This is a genomic window from Nocardioides baekrokdamisoli, assembly GCF_003945325.1.
GTDB classification, from domain to species: domain Bacteria; phylum Actinomycetota; class Actinomycetes; order Propionibacteriales; family Nocardioidaceae; genus Nocardioides; species Nocardioides baekrokdamisoli.
In genome coordinates, this window is the sequence record NZ_AP019307.1 from 1,522,068 (window position 1) to 1,537,938 (window position 15,871).

At 65.0% G+C, this 15,871-nt stretch carries 12 protein-coding genes; 2 read left to right on the forward strand and 10 right to left on the reverse strand.

All coding sequences use genetic code 11. From position 1 onward, the window contains the following. Positions 1–32: 32 nt before the first annotated feature. On the reverse strand, positions 33–3,296 hold the full coding sequence (locus KCTC_RS07365; protein ID WP_231998632.1) for a helicase-related protein: 3,264 nt from the start codon (positions 3,294–3,296) through the stop codon (positions 33–35). A 272-nt stretch (positions 3,297–3,568) separates the two neighbouring features. Here KCTC_RS07365 and KCTC_RS07370 point away from each other — a divergent pair, with 272 nt between their 5' ends. Both KCTC_RS07370 and KCTC_RS07375 read left to right on the forward strand, forming a co-directional pair. After that, positions 3,569–6,199, forward strand: coding sequence for a DEAD/DEAH box helicase (locus KCTC_RS07370; protein WP_125568187.1), 2,631 nt, complete (start codon positions 3,569–3,571; stop codon positions 6,197–6,199). 171 nt (positions 6,200–6,370) lie between these two features. Continuing rightward, positions 6,371–7,180, forward strand: a complete 810-nt coding sequence (locus tag KCTC_RS07375) for a hypothetical protein (RefSeq protein WP_125568189.1) — start codon at positions 6,371–6,373, stop codon at positions 7,178–7,180. Between the two features lie 254 nt (positions 7,181–7,434). On the opposite strand, the gene KCTC_RS07380 is transcribed toward KCTC_RS07375, so the two are convergent. From KCTC_RS07380 to KCTC_RS07420, 9 genes are all read right to left on the reverse strand, one after another. Continuing rightward, the gene (locus tag KCTC_RS07380; RefSeq protein WP_125568191.1) at positions 7,435–8,901 is read right to left on the reverse strand and encodes an ArnT family glycosyltransferase; all 1,467 of its coding nucleotides are present in this window, start codon (positions 8,899–8,901) and stop codon (positions 7,435–7,437) included. Continuing rightward, positions 8,898–10,331: a hypothetical protein gene (locus KCTC_RS07385; protein ID WP_125568193.1), complete on the reverse strand. Its 1,434-nt coding sequence runs from the start codon at positions 10,329–10,331 to the stop codon at positions 8,898–8,900. The genes KCTC_RS07380 and KCTC_RS07385 overlap by 4 nt, the downstream gene beginning before the upstream one ends. An 8-nt stretch (positions 10,332–10,339) precedes the next feature. After that, positions 10,340–11,224: a type II secretion system F family protein gene (locus KCTC_RS07390; RefSeq protein WP_125568195.1), complete on the reverse strand. Its 885-nt coding sequence runs from the start codon at positions 11,222–11,224 to the stop codon at positions 10,340–10,342. A gap of 3 nt (positions 11,225–11,227) precedes the next feature. Continuing rightward, the gene (locus KCTC_RS07395) at positions 11,228–12,214 is read right to left on the reverse strand and encodes a type II secretion system F family protein (protein WP_164512522.1); all 987 of its coding nucleotides are present in this window, start codon (positions 12,212–12,214) and stop codon (positions 11,228–11,230) included. Positions 12,215–12,216: 2 nt separating this feature from the next. Next, entirely contained in the window at positions 12,217–13,680 is a 1,464-nt protein-coding gene (locus tag KCTC_RS07400) for a CpaF family protein (protein WP_125568199.1), read from the reverse strand. Further along, positions 13,677–14,513 (reverse strand): AAA family ATPase, encoded by an 837-nt coding sequence (locus KCTC_RS07405; RefSeq protein ID WP_125568201.1) that lies wholly within the window; start codon positions 14,511–14,513, stop codon positions 13,677–13,679. The genes KCTC_RS07400 and KCTC_RS07405 overlap by 4 nt, the downstream gene beginning before the upstream one ends. Positions 14,514–14,519: 6 nt before the next feature. Beyond that, the gene (cpaB, locus tag KCTC_RS07410) at positions 14,520–15,290 is read right to left on the reverse strand and encodes a Flp pilus assembly protein CpaB (protein ID WP_164512523.1); all 771 of its coding nucleotides are present in this window, start codon (positions 15,288–15,290) and stop codon (positions 14,520–14,522) included. Positions 15,291–15,367: 77 nt separating this feature from the next. Continuing rightward, on the reverse strand, positions 15,368–15,562 hold the full coding sequence (locus KCTC_RS07415; protein ID WP_125568206.1) for a Flp family type IVb pilin: 195 nt from the start codon (positions 15,560–15,562) through the stop codon (positions 15,368–15,370). A gap of 68 nt (positions 15,563–15,630) precedes the next feature. Next, positions 15,631–15,825, reverse strand: a complete 195-nt coding sequence (locus KCTC_RS07420; protein ID WP_125568208.1) for a Flp family type IVb pilin — start codon at positions 15,823–15,825, stop codon at positions 15,631–15,633. Positions 15,826–15,871 lie beyond the last annotated feature (46 nt).

Below are 15,871 nucleotides of genomic sequence, written 5' to 3' on the forward strand. Positions count from 1 at the left end.
TGGAACGGGAGTGGGTGGGGGAGCCGCGAACATCAGAAGGGCCCGGTGCCCTTCGCCCAGGTCTTGGCCCAGTCGCCCCTGATGCCCGTTGCCTCGAAGTCGCCGAGGTCTGTGGTCGCGAAAGGGTCTCCGACATAGCGGACCTCGTCATACTGCGAACCCCGCTGATCGACCCGGACGAGCGCGAGCCGGTAGCGCGGCGCGGCGTTCTTGCCAGTCATGACCTCGTTGTGGGTGACGAAGAAGTCGACAGAGCCCTCAATGCGCGCCTTAACCTCGATCCGATAGGTGTCGCCAGAGGAGTCGGTCGACAAGATGTCGAAGCCTGGGTTGTTGAAGGCCTGTTCGACCGGCTTCCTCCCCAGCTCGCGCTCACGAGCAAGGACTAGATCGACCCCTCTCCGCTCGACCTCTTTTGTCTCCTTTGCGTGGATCGGCGCCACCGCGGAGAGTTCGTTCTCCACCAGCGAGACCGGGAGGACGAGCGCTGCCGTGACGATGTGCGGCGGCTTCGTCGACATCAACTGCTGCTGGTCCAGGAGCGTCAGGCGCCTGCGGAGTCGGGCGTCGAGTTCCACCGCCTTACGGTTGAGGCTGTCCGACGATTCCTTGGGCTTTTCGCCCTTCTGTTCCTTCTCCGAAGCGACGGCCGCCTCTAGCAACAAGCGCTCGCTTTCGCTGCTGAGGCGCTTGCTCACAAGCTCTCGCGCTTTGGTCAGTTCTGCAAGCCGTCGGGGCTGGACCTCCGCCAGATACTCGGGCAGCCGGTTAGCGATGATCCAACTCATCGCCCGGTCCTCAGCGTCCGGCAGCCACGAGAGCGCCCGAGCGGCATCGACCGCGGGGCCTGCTGGTGCGGCGACGCAGTCGAGATACGGTGCGGGACCGGCTGGGGTCACGGTTCCCAGGTGGTCGACATAGGCGTACCCAAAGCGGCGCGAGACGGAGTCTCCTGCTGCGTCAGCCACCTCCTCGACGACGCCCACCAGCAACTGAGGCTCGTCGATCGTTGGCGAAACGAGGACGGTGCCTTGATTGAGGGCTCCGCCAAAGTTGCGGATGGCCTCGGCCATCACCGCGTCGTGCAGGGGGTGGCCCGGCGCGAGCAGGTCGGCGCGAGTTTGGCCGTCAGGCTGGACGTGGCTCAGATCGAACGTGACGCGGTCGTACTTGGTCGCGATCGGACCGCTGACCGCTGACCGAATGTGTTGAGGAACGTTGGCGATTTCGTACCGGCCCTGCTCACGCTTGGCGATCCGGCCGCCAAGCCTCGTGAACGCCGCCTTGAACGCGAGTTCGATGTAATGGGGTTGCAGGCGTCTGGCTCGGGCTTCGTCCATCGCAGCCCGAAGAGCATGGAGGTCAGCTTCGCCCAGGTTGTCCGCAGCGAGCGCTCGCTCATCGAGGAGCTCTCGCAGCCCGTCGCCAACTGAGGAGTCGATGACTTCGTGCATCTTCGCCTTCACGTCGGCCCGCTCGCCGTACTGGATAGCGTCGAGGAGCAACTCGCGCAGCGGGGTGTCGGTGAATGCCTCCCCAAGGACGTCGAAGACCTTGCCTCCGTAGGTCTGGCGCATCTGCTCCAACTTTTCGAGCAAGCGCGTGAAGACCTCGCCTTCGCGGGTATTCGACGCCACGAGATTCCAGAGACGGCAGACTTCCTCCTGGCCAATGCGGTGTACGCGACCGAAGCGCTGCTCGATGCGATTTGGGTTCCAGGGCAGGTCGTAGTTGACCATCAGGTGAGCAGCCTGGAGGTTAAGACCTTCGCCAGCCGCGTCGGTCGCGAGCAGGATCTGGCAGTCGCGGTTCTTCGTGAATTCCTCTGTAATGACCCTGCGCTCGGATCGCCGTACGCCACCGTGAATAGCGCGTACGGCATCCGGTCGACCCAGTAGCGACCCGATCTTGGCTTGTAGGTAGTCCAGGGTGTCTCGGTGCTCTGTGAAGATGATGAACTTTCGCGGCCAACCGTTCCGGTCGGTGACCAGCGCTTCCTCTTGGAGGATGCTCGAAAGTTCCATCCATTTGCGGTCGGTGCCGGCTAGGCGAACGAGACGGGCCGTCTCGACCAGGTCGGCGAGTTCCAGGATCTCGGCGTCCAGCTCCTCAATCGTTTGAGCAGCGGTTGCCGAGTCAAGCAACTCCTCCTCCATCTCCTCGATCTCGGCGGCGTTGAAATCATCGCTGTCGTAATCGGCGAGATCTGCGTTTGGCTCAACGTCGCGCCAGGTGCCGTTGACGATCTCCTGCTTCTTGCGTTCCAGACGCTCTATACGGCGAACTAGGCTTTTGTAGATCGCCTCTGGGCTGGATGCCAGCCGGCGCTGGAGAACGGTGAGCGCGAACCCCACCGTGTTCTTGCGCTTGCCGCCGATGCGGTCGGCGCGATTCATCCCCTCGCGGACGTACTCAGTGACGTCCTCGTAGAGGGACTGTTCGAGAGCGGTGAGCTCGTACGGAACGGTTTCAGCGATGCGCTCAGGGAACAGCTTCTTACCTTCGAAGGTGAGGAGCTCTTCCTTGACCATGCGGCGCCAGATCCCATTGAGGTCGACCTTGGCTTTGCTTTTGCCGGCGAAGCGATCGGGATCCAGCAGCGTCAGGAAGAGTTGGAAGTCTTCCTCCTTTCCCGAGTGCGGGGTGGCTGTCATCAGAAGCAGGTGCCGAGTGATGCCGCCGAGGACCTCGCCGAGCTGGAATCGCTTGGTCTTTCGGAGCTCGCCGCCGAAGTAGTGCGCACCCATGCGGTGCGCTTCGTCGACGATGATCAGGTCCCACTCGGTTTCCTTCAGCTGCGCCTGGAGCTGCTCATTACGAGAGAGCTGGTCCATGCGGGCGATGAGGAGCGGGTGCTGCTCGAAGACGTTGAAATGGAAGTCGCTGTCGATCATCTGGTTAGTCAGAAGCTCGAAGCCGAGGCCGAACTTGAGGAACAACTCGTCCTGCCACTGCTCGACCAGACCACCCGGCGCGATGATCAAGCACTGCTTCACGTCGTCGCGGAGCAGGAGCTCCTTGATGTAGAGGCCAGCCATGATCGTCTTGCCAGCACCCGGGTCGTCAGCGAGCAAGAAGCGGAGCGGCGTGCGCGGAAGCATCTCCCCGTACACCGCTTGAATCTGGTGCGGGAGTGGCTGAACGTCGCTCGTAGCCACGGCGAGCATCGGGTCGAACAGGCCGGCCAGCGAGATGCGCTGAGCCTCAGCCACCAGCTTGAAGTCTCCAGCGCTCGCATCGAACGCGCGGCTTCCCGAACTGGCGATGCTCAGGTCGCCCTCGTCCTTGCGGAACACGACCCGCTGCCCGAGTGTGCCGTCGGCAGTCTTGTAGGTCAGCTCAACAGCGTCAGCGCCGTGATGCTGGGCCGCGATGACCGTGACGACTTCGGCCGGGATCAGACCACCGATCCGCAGACCAGGCTTGAGCTCTTCGAGCAGCACCTTCGAACCTCCTTGTAAGCAGTTGACGAACGTTACGCGGCGGGTCCGACAATTTCGACGACTCGGGCGATTCTGTCGGTATCGATCACTAACCTTCTCAGCAATCGCTTATTCGAGCAGGGGTCATGGATCGGAAAGAACGCCAGAATCTTCGCAGCGGGTCCAAGGACTTCGGCGAACTCATCAAATGGGCTGAGAAGGTTCGCTCCTACCGCGACACGGTCGTCTTCCAGGGGCACGGCTCCCTGGAATACCTGACGGCACGGATCCGGAGCCATGGGAGCCCCACCAGCCCACAATGGCGTTCGCTCCTCCTTTCACCGGGCGACGCCGATCACGGCACAGCAATGGCCCGATGGCACGCGCTTCCAGACCTGAGCGCCGAGGCTCAGCAGACCCTGGCAACCCTCACATCTCCTGAGACCAAGCAAGCTGTCAATCAGGCAAAGGCCGTCTACGGCGGCGCCCGAATGTTCGCCGGCAAGGCCCGGAAGGAAGCTGCCGGGCAGGCCGCACAACGACTCGCGGAGCTGTCAGCGACGCTGCAAAGCGATGGCTATCTCGAGGAGATCAGGGCGATCGCCAGCTGGGATGCCTCAACAGTGGCACCCCTCGATCAGACTGCCATCTTCGGAGCCGAGCTCGGTTTGGCCGAAGTCATCGGTGGCGAGACGAGGCTGATTGACCGACGCGACGCGGAATCCATCGTCGAGGCGATCGGGGCCATCAGCCGCGCAGCCGGTCGAGAGCTCGAGTTTCGAAACGCTGTCGCAAGCGCCGCGACGGCGACTCGGCAAGCAGAGGCACGGAAACTGGTCTCCGAGATGCCAATCGAGCGCCTCAAGGACGCGACGAACGGCCAATTGCGGCTCGGAGCGCTGCAAGGCGCCGGGATTCGCAACGTGCAGCAGGTCATCGATCGCGGGAGCCAGATCCTCTACCTCCCGGGTATCGGGCAGACGACTGGAACAAGGATGGTGGCCGCCGCCCGCACAATCCTCCAGACCACCATCGATGAGATGCCCGTTCGAATCGACATCAAGAACCGGTCGGGCGCCACCGCGGATCTGCTCCGCGCGATGCAGACCTGGGAGGGCTCTCGAACCGTTGCAAGCGGATCGCCCGCCCGAGTCGCTGCGGAGCGCATCCAGCCCGCCTTCACCGGAATGGACCGAGCGACGTCCCACATCGCTCTGATCGAGGGGGCATCCTCCTTCACTGAGTTCGACGCCGCCGTCGACATCGTGAAGAAGCAGGCATCGCTATTCACCTCCACGGGGCCGCAGGCCGCTGATCCTTGGGAAGACTTCCTCGCGCGCCCAGCCGACTACTACGCGATGCTCTCGGAGCTCGGCCTTCTGACCGATGACGAGGACGCGAGCCTAGGCGACCTCCCCGACGAGATCCTCGAAGCAATCCGAGACATGCGGCTCGAGACCCAACATCTGAAGGCTTCCCTCCGCGGCTATCAGTCCTTCGGCGCACGATTCGCGATCGTCCAGAAGAAGGTGATCATCGGCGACGAGATGGGCCTCGGAAAGACCGTCGAGTCGCTTGCGGTTCTTACACATCTGCGGGCTAAGGGATCGACTCATTTCCTGGTCGTGTGCCCAGCCGCCGTGGTTACCAACTGGGTCCGCGAAGTCGCCGGCAAGTCAGACCTTCGCCCGCACAGGCTCCACGGCTTCGGTCGCGATAGCGCCCTGACGTCGTGGATTCGTACCGGCGGAGTTGCCGTCACCACGTACGACACCCTTGCGTGGCTCGAAGGACAGATCCCACCGCGGGTCACCGTCGAATGTGCCGTCTTCGACGAGGCTCACTACATCAAGAACCCCGATGCCCTCCGAACCAGGCGCTCTAGGGCACTGATCCGCCACTCAGAACGAGCGATCCTGCTGACTGGCACACCCCTGGAGAACCGGATCGAGGAATTCCGGAACCTGGTCGGCTACCTCAGACCTGATCTCACGGTGAGCGCGTCAGAGTTCGCGCCCCGTCAGTTCCGCAAGCAGGTCGCTCCGGCTTACCTTCGGCGGAACCAGGAGGACGTTCTCACCGAGCTTCCCGAACTGGTGGAGGTCGATGAGTGGATGCCGATGTCGCCAGAGGACGCGGACCGCTACCGATCGGCCGTGCTCGACAGCAACTTCATGGCCATGCGCCAGGCCGCTCTGCAGTCCGGAGCGAAGTCTCAGAAGATGCAACGCCTTCTAGACATCGTCGAGGAAGCCGAAGAAAACGAAAGACGCGTCCTCGTCTTCTCGCACTTCCGCGGCATCTTGGACGATGTCGCAGCCTCGCTGCCGGGCAAGGTCTTTGGCCCGCTGACGGGCTCCGTGCCGGCCAACAAGCGCCAAGAGATGGTCGACGAGTTCTCCAAGGCCCCCCACGGAGCAGTGCTTGTGGCGCAGATCGTGGCGGGCGGCGTCGGGCTGAACATCCAGTCGGCGTCGGTCGTCGTGATCTGTGAGCCACAGCTGAAGCCGACGACCGAATGGCAAGCCATCGCAAGGGCGCGGAGAATGGGGCAACTGGAGTCAGTCCAGGTCCACCGCTTGCTCTCCGAGGAGAGCGTGGACCAAAGGATCATGGACATCCTGGCTCGCAAGAAGGAACTGTTCGCCGACTTCGCTCGGGTATCGGAGACCGCCGTCAGCGCGCCCGAGGCCTACGACATCACCGATGCTGAGGTCGCCCGAGCGATCGTGGCGGCCGAGCGGGAGCGTGTCCTCGCATTAGAACCAGGCAGATGAGTATGAACCATGCAGTGCACCCGCCGACCGGCACCTTCGGCTCATTGCCTCGCGGCGCGATAGTTTCGTCTCGCACCGCAACCGAACTGACAAACCCACCTATCAGCCTTGGAGCAAGATCGAAGTGTCCCGATTGCCGACGGATCCGATGCGCCGATGACGCACCAAAGAATGTACGCCGACGCTGACGGAAATCCGGCGATCCAGGAATCTGTGCTCCTCTATCTCGACGAACTCGGGACGAAGGCTCGGCTGCCGACCCTCAATGACGATGGATTGCGAGCCTCGCTCCGTGATTACAAAGACATTGACCATTGGTTTATAGGCGATCCAGACCTGGACTCGGTTCAGCGCTCACTGCGATTCAGCGACAACACCGTCGTCGCCAGCCCTGTGACCGACAGTGACGACGGCGGGGCGTTCAACCATGTTTCCGCCGCAGCGCATTATCAATTCGCCTTGGCTCTTCGCGGCCATTTCCTCAGGGGCGCGATAACACGTGGACCGGTGTACATCGCTAGCGGCTACGTCACCGGTCAGGCACTTGCCGAAGCGGTACTTCTAGAAGAGACCCAAGCCATATTTCCACGTGTGCTCCTGCAGCGATCGCTGTGGCACGGAATCATCCGCGAGAGCCAATACGAGGCGATCCCCTCCCACAGCCCGTACAACCAATACGTGCTTGTTGACTCAGACGGAGAACTCTTCGTCAACTATCTAGGCGCCAGCCTCGAAGAGTTGATGCCCGAGGATCCGCTTCACGGCCGCGGGATCGCGGCCAGGCACCGCGACGCCGTTGCGGCAAAGCTAGACGAGCACGCAAACAACGAGCACGTCCGCCGCAAATACGCCTGGACGGCCGGCTATCACAACTGGGTGTGCGCCGCCCTCTTCGATGATCCAGAGGAGTTCCTCATTGGCACATCCCTGGACCACCTTGAGACCACGTACCCGAGAACCTTTCGCACTGTCGTAGCTTGAGGATGAACTGCCAGCGACGTGCCACATTTGTGTCACGGAACGGCCCGAAACACGTCGTCACAGCCCACCAGAGAACAGCGGCCCAGTCTGCCGACCAGTGCTCAGGACACCACGGCGCAGCCCAGCCCGGCACCTCGCCAGCGGCCTGAAAATCGGAAGGTCGGCGGTTCGACCCCGCCCCTGGCCACCACAGACAAGGTCCCTGACCTGCGGAGACGCGGGACAGGGACCTTGCCGTTTCGGCCAGGACGGCGCTACCGACTCACCACCTGCAGGTGCGCGCCAGCGCCGCGATACTGCAACTCCCAACGGACGCCTGCCGGACAGTCGGGAAGCGTCGTGTGGATACCGCAGAACGTCAGCGCGTGCCCGCCGCAGGCGGGATCACGATCTGCGAAATAACGCAGCGCCGATGGATACGCGACCGTCTGGTTGTCGATCATGGATCCGGGAGCCCGAAGGCAGGCCTCGTGCACAGCCTGCTCCTGCTGGTCGATGCCGGGACCGACGCTCGTACGGTCGCCGGCATCGCGGTTCAGCTGCACGTGCCAGGACACCACCAGGAAAGCCTGCAGTGCCACGGCCGTGCAGACCGCCACACCCAGCAGGCGCCGAGCCCGGCTCGGCCGCTCACCTGACGCTCCCAGGAGGAGCACGATCCCGGCAGGCACGATCCACAGCGTCGGCCATTCATAGTGCGGCTGGGGCGGGATGCCCTTCGCGGCTGCGATCACGAACCCGCCGACGGCAGAGCCGATCGCGAGCAGGCTGGTGCGGCGATACATCGGACGAGGACTCCGCAGGCCTGACCGGATGCCAGTTGCTGCACCCAAGGCCACCAGCAGCATCAGGGGCAGGGCGAATCCCGGGCGGGCGGTGACCGCAGCAAGTCCGCGCAGACCTGTCCACGAAGCACTCAAAGGGCTGCTGGCGGACTGCGGCACCCAATCCGCCACGATCCCGACGAGGTACGCGACCCCGTCGCCAAGAGCCGGACCGAACGAATGCTGGGGCGGCGGTTGCTCACCCAGCCACAGCAGCCACGGCACATTCACCGCCACGAACGGCGCCAGGAAGGCCGCCGCAGCCGCGAGGCCACGGCGGGCCTGATGCCGATGCTCGTATCCAAGGACAGCGACCACGCCACCGACCAGCGGCAATGCCATCGGGTGCGACGAGACAGCCAGTCCGCTCAACAGCCCGAGCACAGCCCACCAGCGGATCCGGACCACCGCCAAGCGGACCAGCATGCCGACCATGACTGAGCCGATGACCAGGACCGATTGGTCCCACGCCAGCCGTGACCAGAGGTGGAGATACCGGGACCCGGCGTACGCCGCCACGAGGACTACAAAGGCGACCCGGCGGTGACGAGGAAGCAGTCGGGCGAGCGAGTCGCAGAGGAAGATCTGGCTGGCCGTCACGACCACAGCCATCGCGACGATTGCCGTCCGCGGGTCGGACCCGAAGAGCAGATCCACCAGACCGTAGAACCAGAACACCGTCGGGCCGTAGGTGATGCCCTGAGTCCCGGGGATCGGCGAGTGACTCAGCCAATGACCGGTGACGACCTGCTGATGGGCAGCGGCGAGGAAGGTCGGCTCGTCCTGGATGAACGGCGCGTTGCCGATGTCAAGCAGGCGCCATCCGACGAGGAGAAGGAAGGCGCCGCAGACCCAGGCAAGGGTCGCGCGCTGCTCCCGGTCGAGCCCGCCGGTCACAGATCCGGGGCGTGCAGCAGCTGGTAGGCGGAGTCGGACTCCACGACCTTCCAGTGCAGGGTATGCACCAGACCGTACGCCAACGGCGAATCGGCTGCCAGCAGAGCAACATGCGCGCCGGAGGTACGTACGTCATCGATCCAGCCGGGCTGCAGGTGCACGAGCCGTTCGAACCGGGTGAACTCGGCGTCGGTGTACGTGTCGAAGTATCCGTACGAAGAGATCGACAACCCGGGGTAGCGCCACAGCAGATACCCGCCGAGGGCCTGTTCGTTGAGCACGACGGTCCCGGACGGCATCGCGTCCAGTGCGGTCGTCTCCCAGCTCTTCGGCTGGAACGGTGCTCCCGGTTGGCTGGTCACGCTGAACGCGAGGACCGCAGACATCGCTGCGAGGAGGCCGCCGACGATCCAGCGCTCCCCCGCGAAGGAACGGCGGGTGCGTACGCCTCTCTGCAGGAGCCGTGCCAGATGCGGCACCAGGATCACCGCCGCCACCGGTACGCCCCGGGCGCAGTAGAGCGCCCACCCGAGCCCGAGGACCAGCAGCAACGTCTCCACCCATGGCAACGCTGACTGCCGACGGAGCCCGACGACCAGAACGCCGACGATGCAGACCGCCAGAATTGCGTTCGTCGGCGACATGAAGTTCGTCGGCGCCCATTCGGTGATGTAACTGCGGCGCGATGAGACCGCCAGGACGGCCTCGTACGCCCGGAGGCCCATCGGCGTGACCGCCGCGGCGACCACGACCAGCCCGACAAGGAGGGCCATCCGCCGCGCGATCTCACGACTGCGCGTCTCCAGCACGATCCCGACGGCGCCGACACCGAGGATGGAGAGCCCGACCGGCCACATGCCGTGGGCGGTGACCCAGACCCACATCAGCGGGATCAGCCACCAGCGGATCCGACCGTCCTCGCGCATCCGCATCATTGCAGCGACGAACACAGCGGTGAGGAGGTAGCTGATCAGTTGTGCCCGCAGCGACAGAGACACCGACGCCATGATCATCGTCAGCGTGGTCACCAGCGCCGCCACCAGGGCGCCGCTCTCCATCCGCGCCAGGCGATACAGGGCGACCAGCAGCAGCAACCCGAGCGTTCCCATCACCCAGCAGACCCCGGCCAGACCGAAGTGGTTGTTGAACCACGCCATCACGATCTCGCTGCTCCACTGCGTGGGAGTCCAGTGCGCAGTCGCGAACGGTGTGGGCGAGCCGGGGTTGGTCAGGCTCCAGTGTCCGGACAGGAACTCCTGCCCGTATCTGATGTTGAAGTAGGTGTCCGGCATGACCAGCGGCGCGGCTGCCACCTTGACCCACACCATGAGCGTCAGCCCGAGCAGGACGTACGGTGCCGCGCCCAGCAGGCGGCCGATCCCGGACGACGCCTTCGGCGGGTCCGACGCCACCGAAGGCTGCTCGAGCATGGTCGCCATCATCCTGCCTTGGAGAAGAAGCCGACAATGCTCATGATCGCGGGGCCGAGGACGATGACGAACATCGCGGGCAGGATGCAGAGGATGAGCGGCGGCAGGATCTTGACTGGAAGCTTCTGCGCCTTCTCCTCGGCGCGCTGGCGACGCTTGATACGCATCTGGCCGGCCTGAGCGCGCAGGACGTCACCCATCGAGATACCGAGCTCGGTCGACTGCACGATCGAGGAGACGAAGGTCCGGAACTCGCTGACCGACGCTCTGGCGCCGGCGTCACGGAGAGCGTCGACCCGGGACCGGCCGAGTTGCATCTCCTGCATGACCCGGGCGAACTCAGCCGCGGCGGGATTGTCCAGGTTCGACACGACCCGGCCCAGTGCGGCATCGAAGCCCAGACCCGCCTCGACGCAGACGGTCAGCATGTCGATGACGTCCGGAAGCCCGTTGCGCAGTTCAGTCTGACGACGCTCGCCCAGGTTCCGGATCAGAATGTCCGGGATGAAGAAGCCTGCGGCGGCACCGATGACCGGTCCGAGCAGCGCCCAGATCCCGCCGAGTTTCGCACCGTAGAGCAGGCCGAGGACGACACCGGCGATCAGACCCGCGCCCTTGAGTGCCAGAACGCGATCAGCAGGCCACGCCGGCGGGTTGCCCGCGACGTCCAGCCGATGCTGGAGGCGCGACCGGTATCCGTCCTTCGTCATCCGGGCGGTGAGTCCTGCCGAGCGCTCCAACAAGGACTGGACCAGGCTCGGCGACGGTTCCGTCTCCACGGTGGCACGTCGCGAGGGCATCGAGGCCGGCAGTGCCGCCCGCTGGGGCCCGAGAAGCACGATCAGCATCACAAGCGCCGCGCAGATGCCGACGCATCCAATGATCAACAACATGGATCACACCTCGATCTTGACGAGTCGGCTGAGCCAGAAGACGCCGGTGGACAGAAGGCCAGCTCCCGCGGCCATCAGGATGTAGCCGGTGGTGGTGTGGAACAGCGGAGTGAGGTACGTCGGGTTCATCACCATGACCGCTGCGGCGACGACGAACGGCATCGCCGTCAGGATCTTCGCGGACGTCACGCCCTCGGCACTCAGGCTCTTCACCAGACCGCGGAGCTCGGCCCTCTGACGCATCGTCGTGACGGTGGTTCCGATGACCTCGGAGAGGTTGCCACCGACCTCGCGCGAGACCTTGATCGCGATCACGACCCAGGCAAGGTCCTGGCACCGCATCCGCTGGGCCACACCGTCGAGGGCGTCCTCGAGGTTCGCGCCGAGTCGCGCCTCGGTGAGGGCCCGGTTGAACTCGCCGGCCGTCGGCTCGGTGCCCTCGCGGACCACGGTGCCCAACGACTGGCCGAGCGAGAAGCCCGCCTTCAAAGAGCCGCTGATCAGCTGCAGCGTCTCCGGGATCTGCTCCAGAAACGCAGCCTCGCGCCGTGAGCGGCGCATCCGCAGGTACGCACGGCAGGCGAACCATCCGACGACGGCACCAACCGGCACACCGAAGATCGATCGCACCAGGAAGTAGAAGAGGGCCGCGGCGATGATGATCACGCTGAGCTGGATCGCGGCCCACTCCTCGGGCCGGATCCGTACGCCTGCGCCCTCGAGGTCGGCAGTGATGTCTCCGCGACTGCCCCGGGCCCGGATCGCCCGGTCGAACACGCGCAGCGCTTGCTGGCCGACCGCAGTCGTCTCAGCAGCCCGCTTGCCCGGCGCGATGACCTCTGGCTCACCGATCTTCTGCCGGAATCGCTGCACGTCACCGAGGCGCGCGGATCGCGCCTTGCGCTCGGCAGCGGCCGCCGGCACCCGGAGTGCCAGCAGGACGAGCGCAAGCAGGACGACGAAGACGCCGACCATGAGCAGGAGCACCATCATCAGAACCACCCCTCGAACAGGTTCTCCGGAGTCGCAATACCGTGGTCGGCGAGCTTGTCCAGGAAGTACGGACGGATGCCGGTCGACTTCAGACCCCCGACGAATCGACCCTCGTCGTCGACGCCGGCGCCGTAGTCGAAGGTGAACAGGTCCTGCAGGGTGACCACGTCGCCCTCCATGCCGGTCACCTCGGTGATGTGGGTGATCCGGCGGCTGCCGTCACGCAGTCGGCTCTGCTGGACGATGAGGTCGACAGCGGACGCCACCTGCTCACGAATCGCCCTGGTCGGGAGATCGAAGCCGGCCATCAGCACCATGGTCTCCAGACGCGAGAGTGCGTCACGCGGAGAGTTGGCGTGCAGGGTGGTGAGCGATCCGTCGTGGCCGGTGTTCATGGCCTGCAGCATGTCGAGGGCAGCTCCGTCACGGACCTCACCGACGATGATGCGGTCGGGGCGCATACGCAGCGAGTTGCGCACCAGGTCGCGCGTGGTGATCTCACCGCGGCCCTCGATGTTGGCCGGACGAGTCTCCATCCGGCCGACGTGCTCCTTGTTCAGTTGCAGCTCGGCCGCGTCCTCGATGGTGACGATGCGCTCGCTCTCGGGCAGGAAGGACGAGATCACGTTGAGTGTCGTGGTCTTTCCGGAACCCGTACCGCCGCTGATCAGGATGTTGAGGCGCCCTTCGACGCACGCGCGCAGCAGGTTCGCGGTCGGGCGGCTCAGCGTCCCGAACCGGATCAGGTCCTCGACGCCGTACGGATCGGCGGCGAACTTACGGATCGTGAGCATCGAGCCGTCAAGGGCGATGGGGGCGATGACCGCGTTGACACGGCTGCCATCAGGCAGACGGGCATCGACCATGGGGCTCGCCTCGTCGACGCGACGGCCGACGCGGCTGACGATCTTGTCGATCGTGCGGCGCAGGTGCGACTCGTCGACGAACGCGGCGTCGACCTTGACGAGTCGACCGCTGCGCTCGACGAAGATCGTGTCCGCACCGATGGCCATGACCTCACTGACCGACGGGTCGCGCAGGAACGGCTCGAGCGGGCCGTACCCGAGAATCTCGTCTGAGATCTCAGCCTCGATCCGGCGGCGCTCCGCGCCACCCAACAACGTCCGGTGGTCCTGCATCACCTGAGCCAGTGCCTGCTTGACCCTGCCGTCGAGGTCATCCCCCTCGGCCTGCGGCTCGTAGAGGCTCGGGCCGAGGGACTCGAGCAGGGCGGTGTGCACCTCACGCTTGATCTCCGCGTGCGGGTCAACGCGGGGAGCCGTCGGCTTCTCCTCGCGATGTACGACCGGCGCCGGCACCTCCTCGAACCGCGGCTCCGGCTGCTGGAGCGGTGCCGCAGCGGCGGGGAGGTCGACCAGATCGACCTCGAGGTCCGACAGCGATTCCGGCAGGTCCGGATCCTGGGGCATCCGTCGCGCTGCAAGTCGATCTGCGATGTTCATAGTTTGAATCCCTTCCGACGATGAAGCGGACGCACCTTCGCGGTGCCCTTCTTGCGTGCGACCCAACGGTCGACCAGGCGGTCGATGTCGGAGGTGAACGGCGAGTTCGGCTCGGCCTTGACCATGGCTTCGCCACGGTTGCCGGACCGCGCCACCATCGGGTCACGTGCGATCCGTACGGCGATCTCGACACCCAGTCCGGCGGCGATCTCCTCGGCCGGCATACCCTCGCCGCGCTCGACCTGGTTGAGGACGACCACCGGCCGTGGCGCATTGAGCGCAATGGAGCGGTCGAGCCCGATCGTCAACCCACGCAGCGAGGAGACGTCCGGAGTGGAGACGAGTACGAGCACATCAGCCAGTTCGAAGGCCGTCCGGGTGTGGACGGACATGCTGGTCGGCGTATCGATCACGACGGCGTCGTAGATGCTGCGCAGGTACGGGATGAGGTCCGCCAGCACGTCCCCGGGCAGCTCGGCCGGGTCCGTCGACTGGGCGGGAGCAAGGATGCAGTTGAACCCCGGCTCGACGATCGTCCGCAGGATGTCGATCGGCTCCTCGACCTCCTCGTCGGTGTCGTCGGCGAGGACGTCGAGGATGGTGTTGCGCGGCTCCAACCGGAGCGCGACCGCGACATCCCCACATCCCAGATCGAGGTCCACCAGACAGACCCGCCGACCGCGAGCGTGCATCGCAGCAGCGATGTTGACCGCGACCGTCGTCGTACCGACTCCGCCCTTGGCGGAGTGGACGACCACGACCTTCCCCGCGGCGGCGGAGTCCGGAGCGACAGGATCAGGAGCGACGGAGGGTGCCATGACTTCGGCAGTCATCGCCCATCACCGCGTGAACAGCAGCGATGGGCTGAAGATGCCAGCGGCGATCGTGCCGCCGTCTTCGGCGGTGACCGAGGAGTCGGTCAGGAGCGTCAGGTAGAGGTCGCCGACCTTCTGCGCCACCAGAAGGCGCTCGGCCTGCTGCTGGTCGACCGCGAGCGTGACAAGCAGGCTGCCGGTGGGAGCGGGGCCACCACCGCTGACACTGGTCGGAGCCGGCTGGCTCACCGCGATGACGGTCACCCGAGGGATCAGCAACTTGCTGACGATCGGGTTCGTACCGACCTGCTGGTTGGCGTTGGGCGAGTGCTGCAACTGGACGAGGGCGTAGACCGCGACCTGGGACCCGTTCTGGACAAAGCCCATGACGTCGGCAGGGAGCGGAACGGAGATCGTCAGGGCCTGCAACTTGCCGGGGATCTGGAGCGCGCCGACCGTCGCCGCCTTTGCCGCGAACATCTCGCGCGTCAGCAGCTGACCCGTGTGAATCGCGAACGTGGCCATGAACGTCGGCGTGATGTCGGCGGTGGTCGAGGAGAGGGCGGTGCTGGGCGCGGCTGAGGCCGGGACCGACTCCGTGGTCACGTACCCACCGGAAGCGATCGAGCTCCAGGGGGTGCCGACGGGGATCTCCTTCGAGACCACCAGGACGCTGACGGCCTTCATGCCGTTGACGGCGCGGCTGTCAGCAGTGTGGACGTAGGCGTAGACCGCACCGGTTCCGATCAGCGCGAGCAGAACAGCGAGGGCGATGAGAATGGGGCGACGCTTCATGTGGGATTCCATTCAATGGTGGGAGTTCGTGGAGCAAGTGACGGGCGCTTCGCATGGATGCGCCCGCCATAGTCAGTTCACGGTGAGACGGAACTGGCTGCGTTCGCGAAGAGGGCGGTCAACTGGTTGCCGAACACACTGAGCGACGCGATGATCGCGATGGCGACGAGCGTCAGGAGCAGTGCGTACTCGGTGGAGGTGGCCGCGCGCTCGTCATGGGTGGCGACGATGCGGGCCTGGAGCGTTCCCAGGTGACTGAAGATGGTGTTCATGTGTCCCCTTGTCGTGATGCGCAGCACCCGAGTGCTGCCCATCGCGAACGCTTGAATTTGGTGTTCGATCAGGGAGCGATCGAGCTGGCGGCGTTGTTGAACAGGCCGGTGATGTTGCTGCCGAGCAGGGTCACGGCGACGATGATCACGATGGCGATGAAGGCGAGGAGCAGCGCGTACTCGGTGGCGGTCGCACCACGCTCGTCGTCGATGCCGAAGAAGCGAGCCTGAAGGGCAACGATGGCGGCCTGGATGTTGTTCATGTGAGTTCCCCCTGAGTAATTGATCAAGCACCGAGTAGTGCCACTC